This is a genomic window from Burkholderia sp. LFS061 (genome assembly GCF_047978125.1).
Lineage (GTDB): Bacteria > Pseudomonadota > Gammaproteobacteria > Burkholderiales > Burkholderiaceae > Burkholderia > Burkholderia pyrrocinia_C.
In genome coordinates this window covers 42,435-60,903 of the sequence record NZ_JBFPFS010000031.1, presented here as the reverse complement: position 1 = coordinate 60,903, position 18,469 = coordinate 42,435, and the positions used below count along the sequence as shown (strand labels likewise).

18 protein-coding genes are annotated in these 18,469 nt (G+C 68.2%); 4 read left to right on the top strand and 14 right to left on the bottom strand.

Annotation, left to right across the window (positions count from 1 at the left end; translation table 11 throughout):
• Window positions 1-227: 227 nt before the first annotated feature.
• Window positions 228-2,570 (bottom strand): NADP-dependent malic enzyme, encoded by a 2,343-nt coding sequence (locus ACNQQL_RS24435; RefSeq protein WP_371287022.1) that lies wholly within the window; start codon window positions 2,568-2,570, stop codon window positions 228-230.
• A 135-nt stretch (window positions 2,571-2,705) separates the two neighbouring features.
• Here ACNQQL_RS24435 and thiL point away from each other — a divergent pair, with 135 nt between their 5' ends.
• From thiL to ACNQQL_RS24420, 3 genes are read left to right on the top strand one after another with little or no spacing between them, the layout of a single operon-like run.
• Window positions 2,706-3,704: a thiamine-phosphate kinase gene (thiL, locus tag ACNQQL_RS24430; protein WP_347066265.1), complete on the top strand. Its 999-nt coding sequence runs from the start codon at window positions 2,706-2,708 to the stop codon at window positions 3,702-3,704.
• Entirely contained in the window at window positions 3,694-4,245 is a 552-nt protein-coding gene (locus ACNQQL_RS24425; RefSeq protein ID WP_347066263.1) for a phosphatidylglycerophosphatase A, read from the top strand. The genes thiL and ACNQQL_RS24425 overlap by 11 nt, the downstream gene beginning before the upstream one ends.
• 31 nt (window positions 4,246-4,276) lie before the next feature.
• Window positions 4,277-4,777, top strand: coding sequence for a CinA family protein (locus ACNQQL_RS24420; protein WP_072436346.1), 501 nt, complete (start codon window positions 4,277-4,279; stop codon window positions 4,775-4,777).
• Window positions 4,778-4,879: 102 nt separating this feature from the next.
• On the opposite strand, the gene pyrF is transcribed toward ACNQQL_RS24420, so the two are convergent.
• The 12 genes from pyrF to ACNQQL_RS24360 all read right to left on the bottom strand — a co-directional run bounded on the left by pyrF (window position 4,880) and on the right by ACNQQL_RS24360 (window position 17,303).
• Window positions 4,880-5,707 carry an orotidine-5'-phosphate decarboxylase gene (pyrF, locus tag ACNQQL_RS24415; protein WP_347066261.1) on the bottom strand — a complete coding sequence of 276 codons (828 nt, stop codon included), beginning with the start codon at window positions 5,705-5,707 and terminating at the stop codon, window positions 4,880-4,882.
• A gap of 39 nt (window positions 5,708-5,746) precedes the next feature.
• Window positions 5,747-6,808 (bottom strand): aldose 1-epimerase, encoded by a 1,062-nt coding sequence (locus tag ACNQQL_RS24410; RefSeq protein WP_347066259.1) that lies wholly within the window; start codon window positions 6,806-6,808, stop codon window positions 5,747-5,749.
• 50 nt (window positions 6,809-6,858) lie between these two features.
• Window positions 6,859-7,674 carry an SDR family oxidoreductase gene (locus tag ACNQQL_RS24405; RefSeq protein WP_347066257.1) on the bottom strand — a complete coding sequence of 272 codons (816 nt, stop codon included), beginning with the start codon at window positions 7,672-7,674 and terminating at the stop codon, window positions 6,859-6,861.
• A gap of 24 nt (window positions 7,675-7,698) precedes the next feature.
• Window positions 7,699-8,715 carry an L-arabinose ABC transporter permease AraH gene (gene araH, locus ACNQQL_RS24400; protein WP_034182693.1) on the bottom strand — a complete coding sequence of 339 codons (1,017 nt, stop codon included), beginning with the start codon at window positions 8,713-8,715 and terminating at the stop codon, window positions 7,699-7,701.
• A gap of 70 nt (window positions 8,716-8,785) precedes the next feature.
• On the bottom strand, window positions 8,786-10,297 hold the full coding sequence (araG, locus tag ACNQQL_RS24395) for an L-arabinose ABC transporter ATP-binding protein AraG (RefSeq protein WP_034182692.1): 1,512 nt from the start codon (window positions 10,295-10,297) through the stop codon (window positions 8,786-8,788).
• Between the two features lie 67 nt (window positions 10,298-10,364).
• Entirely contained in the window at window positions 10,365-11,360 is a 996-nt protein-coding gene (locus tag ACNQQL_RS24390) for an arabinose ABC transporter substrate-binding protein (protein ID WP_034182691.1), read from the bottom strand.
• Between the two features lie 102 nt (window positions 11,361-11,462).
• Window positions 11,463-12,242 (bottom strand): SDR family oxidoreductase, encoded by a 780-nt coding sequence (locus ACNQQL_RS24385; RefSeq protein ID WP_347066306.1) that lies wholly within the window; start codon window positions 12,240-12,242, stop codon window positions 11,463-11,465.
• Window positions 12,242-12,919 carry a 2-dehydro-3-deoxy-6-phosphogalactonate aldolase gene (locus ACNQQL_RS24380; protein WP_347066254.1) on the bottom strand — a complete coding sequence of 226 codons (678 nt, stop codon included), beginning with the start codon at window positions 12,917-12,919 and terminating at the stop codon, window positions 12,242-12,244. Before ACNQQL_RS24380 ends, ACNQQL_RS24385 begins: the two co-directional genes overlap by 1 nt.
• A gap of 23 nt (window positions 12,920-12,942) precedes the next feature.
• Entirely contained in the window at window positions 12,943-13,968 is a 1,026-nt protein-coding gene (locus ACNQQL_RS24375; RefSeq protein ID WP_347066252.1) for a 2-dehydro-3-deoxygalactonokinase, read from the bottom strand.
• Complete coding sequence (locus ACNQQL_RS24370) at window positions 13,965-14,864, bottom strand: IclR family transcriptional regulator (RefSeq protein WP_072436354.1); 900 nt, start codon at window positions 14,862-14,864, stop codon at window positions 13,965-13,967. Before ACNQQL_RS24370 ends, ACNQQL_RS24375 begins: the two co-directional genes overlap by 4 nt.
• Window positions 14,865-15,213: 349 nt before the next feature.
• Window positions 15,214-15,612, bottom strand: a complete 399-nt coding sequence (locus ACNQQL_RS24365; protein WP_072436355.1) for an EF-hand domain-containing protein — start codon at window positions 15,610-15,612, stop codon at window positions 15,214-15,216.
• 80 nt (window positions 15,613-15,692) lie between these two features.
• Window positions 15,693-17,303: a S10 family peptidase gene (locus ACNQQL_RS24360; protein ID WP_347066249.1), complete on the bottom strand. Its 1,611-nt coding sequence runs from the start codon at window positions 17,301-17,303 to the stop codon at window positions 15,693-15,695.
• Here ACNQQL_RS24360 and ACNQQL_RS24355 point away from each other — a divergent pair.
• On the top strand, window positions 17,197-17,544 hold the full coding sequence (locus ACNQQL_RS24355; RefSeq protein ID WP_347066308.1) for a hypothetical protein: 348 nt from the start codon (window positions 17,197-17,199) through the stop codon (window positions 17,542-17,544). The genes ACNQQL_RS24360 and ACNQQL_RS24355 overlap by 107 nt on opposite strands.
• Window positions 17,545-17,729: 185 nt before the next feature.
• Here ACNQQL_RS24355 and mtgA read toward each other — a convergent pair whose 3' ends face one another.
• On the bottom strand, window positions 17,730-18,467 hold the full coding sequence (gene mtgA / locus ACNQQL_RS24350; protein ID WP_175963109.1) for a monofunctional biosynthetic peptidoglycan transglycosylase: 738 nt from the start codon (window positions 18,465-18,467) through the stop codon (window positions 17,730-17,732).
• Window positions 18,468-18,469: the final 2 nt, after the last annotated feature.

The window sequence follows — 18,469 nt, the reverse complement described above, 5'->3', positions numbered from 1 at the left end:
TATCTTACATAAGATAAAATGCGGGCGGCATCTCTCGTATGGCAAGACCCTGCCTCCTTGCCACGCTCGCTACCCGGAGTGGAGAGATGCTGCTGTTGCTTTGAGGGAAGCGCGTTTGCGCCCTGCCCGACGGCGTGCCCATTGCGGGCACGCCTCTTTTTGCTTTTGTTTACAATTTCGCCCGACGCGCCACGCCGGTTCGACCGGCCTGGCGCGTTCGTTTTCGCTCAGCGCGCGGCGTTCACGTCGGCGACCAGCAGCGCCGCCATGTTGACGATGCGGCGAACGGTCGCCGATTCGGTCAGCACGTGCACCGGCTGGGCAGCACCCAGCAGGATCGGCCCGATCGCGATGTTGTTGCCGGCGGCCGTCTTCAGCAGGTTGTACGCGATGTTCGCGGCGTCGATGTTCGGCAGAATCAGCAGGTTCGCGTCGCCTTCCAGCGTCGATTCCGGCAGGATTTCCTTGCGCAGCGCCGCGTCGAGCGCGACGTCGCCGTGCATCTCGCCGTCGACCTTCAGGTCAGGCGCGGTTTCATGCAGGATCGCGAGCGTATCGCGCATCTTCTGCGCCGAAGGCGCGTTGCTCGTACCGAAATTCGAGTGCGACAGCAGCGCGACCTTCGGCTCGATGCCGAAGCGGCGCACTTCTTCAGCCGCCATGATCGTGATCTCGGCAAGCTGCGCCGGGGTCGGATCGACGTTGACGTGCGTATCGACGAGGAAGATCTGGCGGCCCGGCAGCACGAGGCCGTTCATCGCCGCATAGACGCTGCAGCCGGCGCGCTTGCCGATTACCTGGTCGATGAAGTGCAGGTGGCGGTGCGTCGTGCTGATCGTGCCGCAGATCATCCCGTCCGCTTCGCCCCGCTTCACCAGCATCGCGCCGATCAGCGTCGTGCGGCGGCGCATCTCGACGCGCGCGAGCTGCTCGCTGATGCCCTTGCGCGCCATCAGCTTGTGGTACGACTGCCAGAAGTCGCGGTAGCGCTCGTCGTGCTCGGTGTTGACAACCGTGAAGTCGACACCCGGATTCAGGCGCAGGCCGTAGCGCTGGATACGGTGCTCGATCACCGAGGGCCGACCGATCAGGATCGGCGTCGCGAGCTTTTCGTCGACGATGATCTGAACGGCACGCAACACGCGCTCTTCTTCGCCTTCCGCGAACACGACGCGCTTCTTCTCCGCCGGCGCGCTGCGCGCGATCTGGAAGATCGGCTTCATCGTCGTGCCGCTGTGATACACGAACTGCTGGAGATGGACGCGGTACGCCTCCATGTCCTCGATCGGCCGCGTCGCGACGCCGCCGTCCATCGCGGCCTGCGCGACGGCCGGCGCGATCTTCACGATCAGGCGCGGGTCGAACGGCTTCGGAATCAGGTATTCGGGGCCGAACGACAGGTCCTGAATGCCGTACGCGGTCGCGACGATGTCGCTCTGTTCCTGCTGCGCGAGCTCGGCGATCGCATTGACGGCCGCGATCTCCATTTCACGCGTGATCGTCGTCGCGCCGACGTCGAGCGCGCCGCGGAAGATGAACGGGAAGCACAGGACGTTGTTGACCTGGTTCGGGTAGTCGGTGCGGCCCGTGGCCAGCACCGCGTCCGGGCGCACTTCGAGCGCGAGTTCCGGCAGGATTTCCGGCGTCGGGTTCGCGAGCGCGAGGATCAGCGGGCGCTCGGCCATGCCCTTCACCATCTCCTGCTTCAGCACGCCCGCGGCCGACAGGCCGAGGAAGATGTCCGCGCCTTCGATCACTTCGGCCAGCGTCCGCGCTTCGGTTTCTCGTGCGAAACGCTCCTTGTCCGGGTCCATCAGTTCGGTGCGGCCCTTGTAGACGACGCCGGCCAGGTCGGTCACCAGGATATTCTCGATCGGCAGGCCGATGTCGACCAGCAGGTCGAGGCACGCAAGCGCGGCCGCGCCCGCGCCGGACGCGACGAGCTTCACCTTCTTGATGTCCTTGCCGACGACCTTCAGGCCGTTCGTGACGGCCGCGGCCACGACGATCGCGGTGCCGTGCTGGTCGTCATGGAACACCGGGATCTTCATCCGCTTGCGCGCTTCGCGCTCGACGATGAAGCAGTCCGGCGCCTTGATGTCTTCCAGGTTGATCCCGCCGAAGGTCGGCTCCAGCGCGGCGATCACGTCGACGAGCTTGTGCGGATCCGACTCGTTCAGCTCGATGTCGAACACGTCGATGCCGGCGAACTTCTTGAACAGCACGGCCTTGCCTTCCATCACCGGCTTCGACGCGAGCGGGCCGATGTTGCCGAGACCGAGCACCGCCGTGCCGTTCGTGACGACGCCGACCAGGTTGCTGCGCGCGGTGAAACGCGCCGCGTTGAGCGGGTTCTCGACGATCTCCTCGCACGCATACGCCACGCCCGGCGAATACGCGAGCGCGAGGTCGCGCTGGTTGATCATCTGCTTGGTCGGGGCGATCGCGATCTTCCCGGGGGTCGGGAATTCGTGATAGTCGAGGGCGGCTTCGCGGAGCTTGGCTTTGGAGGAGGCTTGGGTGGACATGTGTCTCGTGACGGGCGGATTAGAATAACTGTTCGACGGCATTGTAGCGCCAATCGAAGGCCGCCAGACCGGCGATTCGGGTGCGACAGCCGCGACAAAAATGAACCGAACGGTGCAGGAACGCCGCCGTTCGCCTCGTACAATGCCGTTCCCTGAACCGTATCGGATCCGCCCGCCGTGCCAGCCGCCCTCTCCGAGTTTTCGCTGATCGATCGCTTCTTCGCGCGCCGCGCGGCACAGGGCGCACGCGCGTCGACGCTCGGCATCGGCGACGATTGCGCGCTGATCGCGCCTCGATCCGGGAAGTTGCTGGCCATTTCGACGGACATGCTGGTCGAAGGCCGCCACTTCTTCCCCGACGTCGCACCCGACGCGCTCGGCCACAAGACGCTCGCGGTCAACCTGTCCGACCTCGCGGCGATGGGCGCCGAGCCGCGCGCATTCACGCTCGCGTGCGCGCTGCCGCGTGCCGACGCGGCGTGGCTCGAGGCGTTCAGCAACGGGCTGTTCGCGCTCGCCGAGCGATTCGGCTGCGAGCTGGTCGGCGGCGACACGACGAGCGGGCCGCTGAACCTGTGCGTGACCGTATTCGGCGAAGTCGCGCCCGACGCGGCGCTACGGCGCGATGCCGCGCGTGACGGCGACGACGTCTGGGTGTCCGGCACGCTCGGCGACGCGCGCGCCGGCCTCGGCGTCGCACGCGGCGAATGGGCGGCCGGCGCGAACGAAGCGGCCGCGTTCCGGCACGCGCTCGAGCGCCCCGAACCGCGTGTCGCGCTCGGCCTCGCGCTCGCGGGGGTCGCGCACGCGGCGCTCGACATCTCCGACGGCCTCGCCGGCGACCTGCAGCACATCCTGACACGCTCGAACGTGCGCGCCGAGATCGACGCCGACGCGGTACCGCGCTCGGCCGCGCTCGCGACGCTGCCGCCCGACGTGCAGCGCCGCTGCACGCTGGCGGGCGGCGACGACTACGAGCTGTGCTTCACGGCACCGGCTGCCGCCCGCGCGGCGGTCGAAGCGGCCGGCGCGACGGCCGGCGTGCCGGTCACGCGAATCGGTACAATACGCGCGTTGTCCGCGCCGTCGGAGCGGCCCGCGATCGCGTGGCGCGACGCCGCCGGCGCGCCCCTGGCTCTCACGTTGCACGGCTTCGACCACTTCCATGCAGACTGACCCGACGCCCGCGCACGCCGCGGCCGAACCCGGCGCCGCACCGAACGGGAATGCGCCGAAGCGCGCGAGCGCGCGCTTCATGCTGTCGCACCCGGCGCACCTCGTGTCGCTCGGCTTCGGCAGCGGGCTCGCGCCGATCATGCCCGGCACGTTCGGTTCGCTGTTCGGCTGGCTCACGTTCGTCGTGCTGAGCCGCTACCTGACGGTACCCGAATGGTGGATGCTGATCGCGGCCGGCTTCGCGGCGGGCACGTGGATCACCGGTTTCACCGCGAGGAAGATGGGCACGTCCGATCCGGGCGCCGTCGTCTGGGACGAGATCGTCGCGATCTGGCTCGTGATGCTGTTCGTCACGCCGGCGACCTTCATCGGCCAGTTGTGGGCGTTCGTCGCGTTCCGCTTCTTCGACATGCTCAAGCCGCCGCCGATCCGCTATTTCGACCGTTGCCTGAAAGGCGGGCTCGGCATCATGATCGACGACCTGGTCGCCGCGTTCATGACGCTGCTCGTGATCGCCCTGTGGCGCTCCGTCGTCGGCTGACCGATTTCCCGACTCTCGTTTCCCGACGCGCATGCCAACCGATTCCGTCGTCCACCAGCTTGCGATCCGCGCAGGCAACAAGCTGCGTGACGAGCACCTGACGCTCGCCACCGCCGAATCCTGCACCGGCGGCATGATCGCCGCGGCGATCACCGACATCTCCGGCAGCAGCCAGTGGTTCGAGCGCGGCTTCGTCACGTATTCGAACCAGGCCAAGATCGACATGATCGGCGTGCCGCCCGACCTGATCGACAAGCACGGCGCCGTCAGCGAGCCCGTCGCGCGCGCGATGGCCGAAGGCGCGCTGCGCAACAGCCGCGCGCAGGTCGCGCTGTCCGTCACGGGCATCGCGGGCCCGGCGGGCGGCAGCGAGAAAAAGCCGGTCGGCACCGTGTCGTTCGGCTGGAGCAACCGGCTCCATACCGACGTCGAAACGCTCGTGTTCAAGGGCGACCGCGAACAGATCCGCACGCAGGCGGCCGTGCATGCGCTGCGCGGGCTGCTGAAACTGCTCGACGAGCGCGAACGCTGAGCCGGCAGGCGGACGAAGCGGGAAAGTTGAGCGGGAAAGCGGCACCGGCCCGCCGGTGCGGGCCTGCCGAAGTCGGCCGCCCGGAGGGGCGACCGGAGCGTTTCAGCGATGCGCGTTGATCGTATCGCGGGTCTTCTGCGCGGCGAGCGCCGCGGCTTCGGCGAAATCCTCGCCGTTGCTCGCGTACAGGATCGCGCGCGACGAGTTGATCATCATGCCCGTGCCGTCGGCCGTGCGGCCGGCGTTGACGGTCGCCTGCACGTCGCCGCCCTGCGCGCCGATGCCGGGGATCAGCAGCGGCATGTCGCCGACGATCCCGCGCACGATCTCGATTTCCTTCGGGAACGTCGCGCCGACCACGAGGCCGAGTTGGCCGTTCTTCGCGTTCCACTTGTTCGCCGCGAGATCCGCGACGACCTGGTACAGCGGCCGCCCCCCCGTTTCCAGGAACTGAAGGTCGGAGCCGCCCGGGTTCGACGTGCGGCACAGCACGATCACGCCCTTGCCTTCGTGCTCGAAGTACGGCTCGACCGAGTCGTAGCCCATGTACGGGTTCACCGTGACCGCGTCCGCGCGATAGCGCTCGAACGCTTCGCGCGCGTACTGCTCGGCCGTGCTGCCGATGTCGCCGCGCTTCGCGTCGAGGATCACGGGCAGGCCCGGATGCTGAAGGTGGATGTGCGCGATCAGCCGTTCGAGCTGGTCTTCCGCGCGATGCGCGGCGAAATAGGCGATCTGCGGCTTGAACGCGCTCGCGTACTGCGCGGTCGCGTCGACGATCTGCCGGCAGAATTCGAAGATCGCGTCGGGCTGGCCGTCGAACTGCACGGGAAAGCGCGACGGCTCGGGATCGAGGCCGACGCACAGCAGCGAATTCGTGCGCTGCCACGCGGCGCGCATCGATTCGATGAAAGTAAGCGGGGAAGACATGGCGGGTACTCGCGGCAAACCGTTGGTAGACCGCGTATTTTACCCGCGTCGCCGGCGTCCCTCGCGAGTCGCGGCGTTGCCGCGCGCATCGGCGCGCCCGACGGTGAACGCGAAACGCCTCGTGAGCCGCTCGCCCGGCGCGAGCAGCGTCATTCCGTGCGCGGCCGCGCCGCCCGGCAGGTTCACCGCATTGATCGGATGATCGACCGGCTCGAAGCAGAAAAAATCCTCGCCGGGCGGCGTATAGAGCACGTACGCGTCGGCGTCGGCCGCGACGGTCAGCGAAAGCCGGCGGCGCGGCCAGCTCACCGTCGCGTGGCCGCCCCAGCCGGTGAACGCGTGATTGACGAGCGCGCCCGGCAGCGGATACGCGACGCCGAACTGCCAGGCCGGCGGCACGCTCACGTGCCGCACCGGCAGGAAATCGGCGCCCGACAGCCACAGCCCGCCGGCCGCCGCGGCCAGCTCGGTCACCGCGTCGCGCACGAGGAACGGATGCACGCCGAGCCCGAACGGCAGCCGGGCGCGCCCCGCGTTCTCGATCGTCAGCGCGATCGACAGCGTCGTGTCGTCGAGTTCGAACGACTGGATCGCGCGGAACGCATACGGCGCGCCACCCGCGCGATCGAGCGACAGTTGCAGCGTCGTGTCGGTCGCATCGTCCACCTGCCACGGCGCGAGCCAGCCGTCGCCGTGGATCGGCAGCGGCTCGTCGCGCCGGTTGCGCGGCACCGCGACCTTGCGCCCGTCGCATTCGAAGCGCGCGCCGCCGATCCGGTTCGAGTAAGGCAGCAGCGGATAACACGCGAGCTCGTTCGGGTCCGTCGCCGTCTCCGGATGCTCGCAGCGGCGAAACACCGGCACCAGCGCACCGTTGTCGCCGCGCCAGTCGAAGCGCGCGATGCCGCCGCCCAGATGCGGCAGCACGTCGAGCCGCAGCGACGCATTCGACAGCGAGACGGCCGCCGCATGCGCGGCGCCCACGCCCTGCGCGAATGCGGCCGTCTGCGGGCCGGGGCTGACCGGCTGCGCGGCGGCGGCCAGGCGGGCACGGCGCGACTGGCTCGTGGACGACGATGCGCGCGAGGACGTGGCGGTCATGATGAGTTCCTTTCCTTCGTCGAAGAAACGATGCGGGTCGGTGCGAACGGTCAGGCCCAGCCGCCGTCGACGATCACGTCCTGCGCGGTGATCATCCGGCTGTCGTCGGCCGCGAGGAACAGCGCCATCCGCGCGAGGTCGGCGGGCAGCAGTTCGGCGTCGAGACACTGGCCGGCCTTGAGCGCCGCACGGCCCGCGTCGTCGAGCCACAGCCGGCGCTGCTTGTCTGTCATCACCCAGCCGGGCACCAGCGAGTTCACGCGGATGCCGAACGGGCCGAGGTCGCGCGCGAGGCCGCGCGTCAGGCCCTGCACCGCGGCCTTCGCCATCACGTAGACGGGATAACCGCCGTTTTTCAGCATCCAGCTGATCGAGCCGAGATTGACGATCGCGCCGCCGCCCTGCTGCTTCATGTCGTCGATCACCGCCTGCGCGGCGAAGAACTGGTGGCGCAGGTTCACCGCGATACCCGCGTCGAACGATTCGGGCGTCACGTCGCCGATCGCGTGGCGCACGTCGTTCGCCGCGTTGTTCACGAGCACCGCGATCGCGCCGATGCGCGCGCGGATCGCGTCGATTGCATGACGCAGCGCGCCGATGTCGGTCAGATCGCACTGGATGAACAGCGGCGCGTGGCGTACGTGCGGCGCATGCGCGAGGCTTTCCGCCAGCGCGGTGCCCGCGGCCGCATCGAGGTCGACGAACGCGACGCGCGCGCCCTGCCGCACGAAGTGCTCGACGAACGACGCGCCGATGCCGGTCGCGCCGCCCGTGATCAGCACCGCGCGATCCTCGAGGCTCGGGTATCGCGCAAAGCGCGCATGGCTCGCGGCGTGCGGGTCGTGCGCGGAAGTGTCGATGGTCATGCGGTTCGTCTCCGTGAAATCAGGTCAGTCGCGTACGCCGCGGTTCTTCAGCTGGTCGAGCAGCACGGCCGCGAGCAGGATCGCGCCGCGCACGAGGTACTGGTAGAACGCATCGATGTTCAGCAGGTTCATCACGTTCTCGACGGTGCCCATGATCAGCACGCCGATCACGACGCCCGAGATCGTCGCGCGGCCGCCCATCAGCGACACGCCGCCGAGCACGCACGCGGAGATCACGTTCAGCTCGAAGCCCTGCGCGGCGTTCGGCTGGCCCGACGTGATGCGCGACGCGAGGATCACGCCCGCGAGCGCGGTCACCGCGCCCTGGATCAGGAAGATGTATACGCGCGTGCGTTCGACGTTGATCCCCGCGAGCCGCGACGCCTCGGGGTTGCCGCCGATCGCGAGCGTGTTGCGGCCGTACACGGTCTGGTTCAGCAGCACGCCGAACGCGATGAAGCACAGCAGCGTGACCCAGATCGGCAGCGATACGCCGAACAGCGACAACCCGCCGAGCGCGATGAACGTGTCCGACGACACGCCGACCGCCTGCCCCTTCGATACGATGAAGCCGAGCCCACGCACGATCTCCATCGTCGCGAGCGTGGTGATCAACGCGTTGATGCGCAGGTACGCGATCACCGCGCCGTTCACGAAGCCGATCGCGGCGCCGGCCGCGACCGCCGCAATGATCGCGACGAACGTGTTGTCGGTCGCGTTCAGCACCATCGCGCACAGCACGCCCGAGAACGCGACGGTCGAGCCGATCGACAGGTCGAAGTCGCGCGACGCGAGACAGAACATCATCGTGCACGCGACCATGCCGATCTGCGAGATCGACAGCGCGAGGCCGAGCATGTTGTCGATCGAGAAGAAATGATCGACCGTCAGCGACATCGTGATGAACATCACCGCGAAGATCGCGATGAGGCTGTACTCGGTGAGGTGCTGCCACCACTTCTGCCGGTCGCTTTGCTGTGGAACCAGCGCGTCGGCCGACTGCTTCACGGCTGCGCCGGCGAGGTTTTCCCTGACTTGCATGATTGTGTCTCCTGCTCCTGCATCGCGCGGCCCGCGCCGCGCCTGGTCGATTCGAATGTCGTGCGCCGCGTCAGGCCGCCTGGGCGGCGCTCGTCTGCGGCAGCGCGAGGTTCAGCACCGCGTGCTCGTTCGCCTGTTCGCGCGGCAGCTCGCCCGCGATCCGGCCTTCGCGCATCACGACGATGCGATCGGACACGCCGAGCACTTCCGGCAGCTCCGACGACACCATCACGATCGCGCAGCCGCGCTCCGCGAGCCGGTAGATCACGTCGTAGATCTCGTGCTTCGCGCCGACGTCGATCCCGCGCGTCGGCTCGTCGAGGATCACGACCTTCAGGTCGGGCTCCGCGAGCCAGCGCGACAGGATCGCCTTCTGCTGGTTGCCGCCGGACAGGAAGCGGATCTTCTGCCGCCGGTTCGGCGTCTTGATCTTCAGCCGCTGGATGAAGCGGTCGGCCGTTTCGCTTTCGGTCTTGCGGTCGATGAACAGCCCCGCGCGCAGCGAATGGCGGCGGCAGCTGATGTTGATGTTCTCCGCGACCGACGCGATCGCGATGATCCCTTCTTCCTTGCGGTCCTCGGGGCACAGCACGATGCCGTGGCGGATCGCGTCGCCGGTGCGCTTCACGTCGATGCGCGTGCCGTCGAGCGTCAGCACGCCCGCGCGCCGGCGGTCCGCGCCGTACACGAGCCGCATCAGTTCGCTGCGGCCCGCGCCGACCAGCCCGAAGAAACCGACGATCTCGCCCGCGCGCACCGAGAAGCTCGCGGGTTCGCGCAGCGCCGGGCCGTCGACGCCTTCGGCGGAGAACCGCACGTCGCCGAGCGCGCGCGGCGCGTAATGGTAGATGTCCGAAATCTCGCGGCCGACCATCTCGGCGACGAGCCGCTCGCGCGGCACGTCGGCAAGCGCATCGTGCGACGCGATCTTGCGCCCGTCGCGGAAGATCGTGCACGCATCGCACAGCCGGTAGATCTCGTCCATCCGGTGCGAGATGTAGATCAGCGCGCGGCCCTGCGCGCGCAGGTCGTCGACGAGCTTGAACAGCACCTCGGTCTCGCGATGCGACAGCGAACTCGTCGGTTCGTCGAGCGCGATCACGCGCGCATTGCGCATCAGCGCCTTGCAGATCTCGACCATCTGCCGCTGCGCGATCGACAGCCGCCCGAGCTTCGCGTCGGGATCGAGATCGACGCCCATCGCGGCGAGCCGCTCGCGCACGTAGCGCTTCGCCTCGCGCTTTTTCACCCAGCCGAACGCGTTCGGCAGGCGGCCGAGCAGCAGGTTTTCCGCGACCGTCAGGTCGGGCACGTACTGCAGCTCCTGGTGGATCACCGCGATGCCGGCCGCGATCGACGCGGCCGCACTCGCGAACTGCACGGGCTGGCCGTCGACCAGCACGCTGCCCGCATCGGGCTGGTATTCGCCGCCGAGAATCTTCAGCAGCGTCGACTTGCCCGCGCCGTTCTCGCCCATCAGGCCATGCACCTCGCCCGCATGCACGTCGAACGAGATGCCGTCGAGTGCGCGCACGCCGGGAAATACCTTGCCGATATTGTCAAAACGCAGTGCCGCTGACACGTCGTCTCCTACTTCCTGATCGATCGACCGCCGGCCGCCGCATCGCCCGCGGCGGCCGGCGGGCCGCTTACTTCGACGCGAGCCCCATCTCCTCGCGCACCTTCGACACGTTGTCGCGCGTCGCGAGCATGCCCGTCGTCAGCGTCAGCGCCGGCGGTGCCTTGCCTTGCGTGATCCACGAGTACATCAGGTCCGAGGTTTCCTCGCCGTGGCGCTTCGGGCTGATGATCACGGTGCCGTAGAAGCCCGTCGGCTGCGGCTTCTTGAACTCGTTCAGCGCCGAATCGGAACCGCCGATGCCGATGCCGATCATGTTGTCCGACTTGAAGCCGCGCCCTTCGGCCGCGCGCACCGCGCCGAGCACGGCCTCGTCGTTCAGGCCGTACGCGACCCAGTGCTTGAACTGCGGGTTCTTCGTGAGCGCGATGTTCGCCGCGTTGAACGCGTTCTCGGTGTCGGTCTTCGCCTGCGGCGCCGCGATCACGTTCGCCTTCGGAAAACCGGCAGCCACCAGCGCGTCGGTCGCGCCGCTCGTACGGTCGTGCGCGGTCGGCAGCTGCTCGTAGGTGATGTCGATCGCGCCGACCTCCTTCACGTTCCAGCCGCGCTTCTTGATCTCGGCCGCGATGCCGTCGCCGACCTGCTTGCCGATGTTGTACGCGGAGATCCCCATGTGCGGCACCGCTTCGATCGGCTTGCCCGCGCCGTCGACGAGGCGGTCATCGACCGTCATCATCTTCAGGTTGTGCGACTTCGCCTTCGCGACGATGCCCGGCCCGAGCTTCACGTCGGGCGTGCAGATGATGAAACCCTGCGCCTTCTGCGCGGACAGGTTGTCGATCGCGCTCATCACCTTTTCGCCCGACGGCGCGCCGATCTTCACGAGCGTGAAGCCCTTTTCCTTCGCCGCCATCTCGGCGAACTTCCACTCGTCCTGGAACCACGGCTCTTCCGGCTGCTTCACCAGAAAGCCGATCTTGACCGGGTCGGCCGCGTGCGCAACCGGGCTACCCATCACCACCGCGGCTGCCGCGGCCAGCGTTACGAACGTTCTGCGTTTCATCTCCAGTGTCTCCTTGTTTTCATCGAACAGGATGCAGCCGCTTGTTGGTTTCGACGCAGCGTGCGCGCGGCCGTCGCACGTGCGGTCTTTCGAATCGTTGCGTCAGTCGTGATACAGCGCCGCGCGCCCGCCGTCGACGGTGATGCACGCGGCATTGATGAACGGCGCCTCGTCGGACGCCAGGAACACGGCCGTCATCGCGACCTCGTCGGGCCGGCCGATCCGCTTCATCGGCTGCAGCGCGAGCGTCTGGGCGCGCGCGGCGGCCGGATCGGGCTGCGCGTCCCACCAGTCGCGCGTGAGCTGCGTCTCGATGTAGCCCGGCGCGATCGCGTTCACGCGCACGTTGCGCGCCGCGTATTCGATGCCGAGCGCGCGCGTGAGACCCAGCACGCCATGCTTCGCGACCGGATACGGAAAGCAGCCCGGAATGATCCGGAACGCGTGCGTCGACGCGATGTTCACGATGCTGCCGCGGCCGCGCTCGACCATGCCTTCCAGCGCCGCGCGGCAGCCGTGCCACACGCCGTCGAGATCGACCGCGAAGCAGCGGCGCCAGTCGTCGTCGGTCATCGTCAGCGGATCGGCGAACACGTTGATGCCCGCGTTGTTCACCAGCACGTCGAGCGGGCCGAATGCCGCTTCGGCCTGCGCGAGCGCATCGCGCACCGCATCCTGACGCGCGACGTCGGCTTGCAGCGGCAGCACGCGCGCGCCGTCGACGTCGTGCGCGATCGCGGCGGCCGTGTGCTGCGCCTGCGGGAAGTCGAGATCGACGAGCGCGACGGCCGCGCCTTCGCGCACGAACGCACGGGCGATCGCGGCGCCGATTCCGCGGCCCGCGCCCGTCACCATCGCGACCTTGCCCGCGAGGCGGCCCATCATGCGGCTCCGCCGCGCGCGACGCGCAATCCGGCCTGGAACGCGCGCGCGTTCGCCGCGGTCGCGTCGGCCGCCTGGCCGGGCCGGTACAGCGCCGAGCCGAGCCCGAAGCCGTTCGCGCCGGCCGCGAGGAACGGCTGCATGTTGTCCGGCGAAATTCCGCCGACCGGGATCAGCGGCACCGCGCGATCGATCACCGCGCGCCATGCCTTCACGACCGTCACGCCGAGCTGCTCGGCCGGGAACATCTTCAACACGTCGGCGCCGTTCGCGAGCGCGGCGAACGCTTCGGTCGGCGTCGCGACGCCCGGCGCGCTCGCGAGGCCGCGCTCGCGTGCGCGGTGTATCACGGCCGCGTCGCTGTGCGGCATCACGATCAGCGCGCCGCCCGCGTCCTGCACGCGATCGACGTACTCGGCGCGCAGCACGGTGCCCGCGCCGACGATCGCATCGTCGGGCAGCGCGCGCCGCAGCCTCGCGATGCTGTCGAACGGATCCGGCGAGTTGAGCGGCACCTCGACGATCCGGAAACCGGCTTCGTACAGCGCATGCCCGTGGTCGGCCGCGTCGGCGGGCGTGATCCCGCGCAGGATCGCGATCAGCGGGCACGCGTCGAACGCGCGCATCAGTGCGGCGTGGGGCGTGTACGGTGCGGGCAACGTAAGGTCGGACGGCATGACTGGGTTCCTCTGCAATCGGTTCATTGGTCGGCCAGGACAGGCTCGCCGTCCGCGCGCACGAGCCCGGCGCGCGCCGCGATCCGCCACAGGCCGCGCTCGGTCGCATGTGCGACGACCCGCGCGTGCGTGTGGCCGAATACGCGGAGCGCATCGACGTAGCGTGCGCACAAGACGTCGTCGCCGATCAGCAGCAGCGGCTGGTCCGCGAGCGCGATGCCTCGCTCCGCGAGCATCGCGTCGAGCGCATTGAGTTCATGGCCGATCAGCAGGCCGGACAGGTAGTCGCCCTGCGCGTCGGGCGCGAGCCGGTCGGTCAGGCCGAGCGTGCGCGTGCTGAAAATCGTCGCGAGCAGCCCCGTGCGCTGCGCGCCGCGCGCGACCGACACGCCGCGCGCGAACGCCGCGCGATCGGGCGACGCGCCCGCGCGCATCGTGCGGCCGAGGATCGTGTGGTCGCGCAGCGCCGCGAACAGCTCGCCCGTCATGAAGGTCTGGAAGCGTTCGATCAGCCCGTCCTTCACCCATGCCCATTTCGCATGGGTGCCCGGCAAGCCGATCAGTAGCCCTGAACGATCGGCGTCAAGCATGGGATCGCTCGCGAGCGCACCGAATATCTGCGTTTCTTCGCCGCGCATCACGTCGGGCAATTCGCCCTTCGCGATCACGCCCGGCACGATCGATACCGTCGCGCCGCGCGACGTCGTCACTGTAATGAGACCCGCGGCAAGCGCGTCGGCGCCGGCCGGCACCGCAACGTACGGCGCCTCGCGCCAGCCCTGCGCGCTGCCGACCATCCCGGCGGCGAGTACCGGCAGCCCGGGTGTGCGGTCGAGCCAGTCGCCGCAGGCGTCCTCGAACACCGCATCGAACGCGCGCGCGCCGCCGCCCGGCACGTGCATGACACCCGCCGCGCGGCTGCGCGTGTCAATGAGCGCGCCGTGCGCGTCGTACAGATACGCGCGCAGCGACGTCGTGCCCCAGTCGAGCGCGATCAGCGACGGGGTGGCGGAGCTGGCAACCGGAACGGCCCGGATCGAAGTCGTCATCGTTTGATCCTGCGGGTACTCTGCGGCGGGCTCCAGCCCAGTTCCGCGGAAATGGCTCGCGCTTCGCGCTGCACGAGAGGAATCAGTTCGTCCATCCGGTCATGCGGCATGTACGGAATCGTGCTCGCGACCGACACGGCCGCGACGATCGCACCCGATGCGTCGCGGATCGGCGCGGCCACGCAGCGGATCGACGCCTCGTTCTCCTCGAGGTCGAACGTATAGCCGCCGGCCGCGTAATGGGCCATGCGCTGCAGGAACGCACTCGTCTCCGGCCGGTTGTCGGGCTTGAAAGTGACGCCGGCCAGCGCGCGCCGCGCGGCCTCGAACAGCGAGCGCCACAGGTCGGGATCGAGGTCGAGCATCATCGCCTTGCCGATGCCCGTCGATGCGAGCGGCATCCGGTGGCCGACGCGCGAGCGCATCTCGAGGCCGCGCGTGCCGGGAATCTTGTCGATGTACAGCACGTCGTCGCCGTCGCGCACGCCGAGATGGATCGTGTCGAGCGTCGCTTCCGCGAGCGCTTCGAGATGCGGCCGCGCCACGGCGGTGAGCGGCATCTGCTCGAGCGCGATCGTGCCGAGCTCGATCAGCTTCGGGCCGAGCAGGTAGCCGCCCTGCACCTGGCGCAGGTAGCGCGCCTGCACGAGGCTGCTGACGAGACGGTGCGTCGTGCTGCGTGTCGTGCCGAGCGCGGCGCCGATCGCGCGCATGTCGCGCGCGCCGTTCGCGATCGCCTCGAGGATCGCGAGACCGCGCAGCAGCGTCTGCGTGCCAGCCTGCTGCGCGGCGAGATCGAGCGGCGTGCTGGTCGCGCCGATGCTGTCGGTCAGCGACCCATCGTCCGGCGTCGCACGCCGGGCGTCGAGGGCAAGGGATACGGGCATCTTGGTCATGGGGCGGGCTTCTTCAACGGAATCGGTGAAGCCGCTCGCGCGGCGCCGGAACTGCGTCCGGTGCTGCGGCGTGGCGGCGGTCGATGCACCGAGTAAAGCGCCCGGCGAACTTCATGGAATATGTCTCCGTGTGCGTCGGGCACCGCGCGATGCGTGGGTCCGAAGCTGTCGATGTGCTTCGGATTGTAGGAGCGCACGCACTCGTCTCCAATATTTGAATGCGTTGTCCAGATAATGAGAATTCAGACGAGGTACGCTGCGCGCATGACGCGACGGCAACGCCATGTGCACGGGGGCGGAACCCGCCGCGCAGCAGGTTCCGCCCCCGTTTGTTCACCACGTACCGCGCTTACTGCTGGCTCGTGCTGCGTGCCTGCATGTAGCGCTGCACGTCGGCGAACGACACGCGGCCGCTGCCGCCCGAATCGATCTGCCGGAAGTGGTTCGCGACATAACCGAGCCCGGCCGCGCGCGCCTGCGCCTCGGTGATCGAACCTGTGCTCTGCGTATCGGCCGAGTCGAACTGCCGCGCGAGCTTGCGCACCACCTGCGCATGCAGCGCGGCGCCCGTCGTCTGCGTGCCGGCGGTCGGCTTGCGCGCGGCCGGCGGCACGTACGGATCGCCGAGCTGCGCCTGGCGCGCACGCGCCGGTGCGGCGGCGTCGCTCGCCTGCGCGAACGCGGATACGGATGCTGCAGCGGCGGCGCATGCGAGCGCCGCGGCAACGACGATGAAACGATTCTTCATATCAGGCTCCAGTCTGGAATGAGGTCGTCGACGGCAGGCGAGGCGCCGCCGGGGGCGCCTGTCGCCGGCCCGGCGCAGCATCAGTGCGCGGCCGCGTTGTAGAAAGTCACGAGGTCGGCTTTCTCCTGCGGACGCGACGTATCGTCGAGATAGACCATGTGTCCGCCCTGATAGTCCTTGATCGTCAGGTTCGGTTGCGTCCCGAGCCGCGCGAGGTCGAGCTCGGTCTGGTAGAACGGCGTCGCGATGTCGTGATACCCGTTCAGCGACAGCACCTTCAACGACGGATTCAACGTCAGCGCGACGGCCAGATCGGGGATCGTGTCGGGCATCGCGAGGCCGTCGTGCGTCCAGTCCCACGTGTTGATCGCATTGCTGCTCAACGAGTAGGCCGACTGCGCGGTGTACTTCAGCTCGTTCGGCAGGTAGCTGCCGATCGTGTCGGTGAACGGCTTCGTGATGAACGTGCTCGATGGATCGCCGTCCGCCGCCAGCGGGCTCGACACCGGCACGTTCACGCGCGCGTCGTAGCGGCCGATCAGCGTGCCCGGGATCAGCGACAGCTGGAAGCTGTTGTCGAAGAAGGTCGGGATCACGTTGAAGTCCGCGTTCCACAGCGCCTGCTTCACGCCGGTCGAATTCGCCATCGTCGTGACGAGACTCGGCGGCGGCGGCGTATGGCTCGCCAGGTACGCGTTCACGGCGGGCGCGTAGCTGCCGGCCGTCAGCACGCGCATCTGATCCGCATACTGCGGCAGGTTCGACGGGTTCGGATTGTCGAGCTGGTAATACGCACCGACGGTGCCGTAGGACGGCGCGAAGCCCGCGCAGCTCACCGGGCTCGACCCGTTGTTGGAGTTGCCGACATAGTCGCTCGCCATGTCGCAGTTCGTGTTGTAGTTCAGGATCGACGACTGCAGCACGATGCCGGCAAGCTTCACGCCGGCCGTCTCGAGCAGGTTCGCGAGCACGTCGGTGCGCGGCGTGCCGTACGACTCGCCGAACAGGTATTTCGGCGAATCGTTGCGCTGGTTCACGGTCAGGTAGCGCGTCACGAAATCGCGGAACGCGCCGGCGTCCTGGTCGACGCCCCAGAACGTCTGGTTCGTGTTCGGCGCGATCGCTTCGGAAAAGCCGGTGCCGATCGCGTCGACGAACACGAGGTCGGTCGTGTCGAGCAGACTCTCCTGGTTGTCGACGAACGGGAACGTCGACGCGTTCGCGTTCGGGTCGCCCGTCTGGACCCGCCTCGGGCCGAACGAGCCGAGGTGCAGCCACACCGATGCCGAACCGGGGCCGCCGTTGTACAGGAACGTGACGGGCCGCTTCGCCGCGGGCTGGTTGTCGGCCGTGTAGGCCACGTAGAAGAACGACGCCTCGGGCGCGCCCGTCTGCGGATTGCGCGCGACGAGGTGGCCGGCCGTGGCCGTGTAGCGGATCGTCTTGCCGTTCAGCGTGATCTGGTGATGCGTGACGGCGGCCTTTTCGACCGCGGCGGATGCGTCGAGCGACGCGTTCGCGCTCGACGAATAACTGTTCGGATCGTTGTACGCCCTGTCCACCTGACTGGCGGGATCGGCTGAGTTGTCGGCGCTGGCAGCGGCGGACGATGTCACGTCGTCGTTGCAGGCCGTCAGAATCAGCGAAGAAAAAACCACCCCCAACAACAGCTTCGCTTTGCTCGCTGGCATCGTTGCTTTCCTTCTCTCGGATGTTTTTTGTGTCGAGCAGCCGGATAAGCCGCCCCCCGCCTCGATTGCGGCCGATAAGCCGAGGCGCTGGCCAATATACGCGAGCACATCGGCTTTGAAAAATTTTGAAATATTTGGCCGGCGGCCGGTGCGGCGCACACCTTTCAGGAATGCTTCGGTTCGCGAAACGTTGCATTTCGCGTCGCTTTCAACGCCTTTCGCGTTTACCCTGGAATACTAAAAAAGTGCGGATTTCACGCCCTATCGGCAAACAAAATCGCGCGGTCGCCGGCATTGCTCAGCAAAGCGAAATAGACGAATTCGTCTAAAGGATGTGGCCCGAAATGCGCGCGACGCGAATGCGCTGCGGCGCACCAATCGCGCATTGGCGGCAGAACGGACAATGCGGCGGCGCGAGCGCGCCGTTCACTCCGATTGCGGAAGCGCGGCCGCGCCCATCCGGCGGGCGATGATTGCCGCGCGCTGTGCCTGGTAGGCCGAGCCGCGATGCGCGTCGAACCAGCGCGGCTTCGGCAGCATCACCGCGAGACGCGCCGACTGCCACGCGCCGAGCCGGCTCGCGGGAATCCTGTAGTAATAGCGCGCGGCCGCTTCGGCGCCGTACACGCCGCGGCCCCATTCGACGGAATTCAGGTAGATCTCGAAGATCCGCTCCTTGTCGAGCGCGGTTTCGAGCATCCACGTGATGATGAGCTCCTGCCCCTTGCGGATATAGCTCTTCTCGCGCGACAGGAACAGGTTGCGCGCGAGCTGCTGCGTGATCGTCGAACCGCCCGCGACGATCCGGCCGCGCGCCTTGTTCTTCTCCCACGCCTGCAGGATCGCATCGACGTCGTAGCCGTTGTTGGTCGCGAAGGTGGAATCTTCGGATGCGATCAGCGCGCGCTTCAGGTTGCGCGAGATCTGGTCGTACGGCACCCACTGGTGCTGGATCTGCGCGGGCGGCTTGTCGCGCGACAGCCACCACGCGTCGGTGCGCATGAATGCGGTCGAACCCGGGTTCACGAACGACCACAGCGCGATCTGCGCGAGATAGAACAGCTGGGTCGCGAGCCACGCGCCCGCGAACACCGCACCCGCGTAGACGATCCAGCGGGCCGGGCTCACCGTCCGCGTGCGCTGCGTGCTGCTTACCGCCACCACGT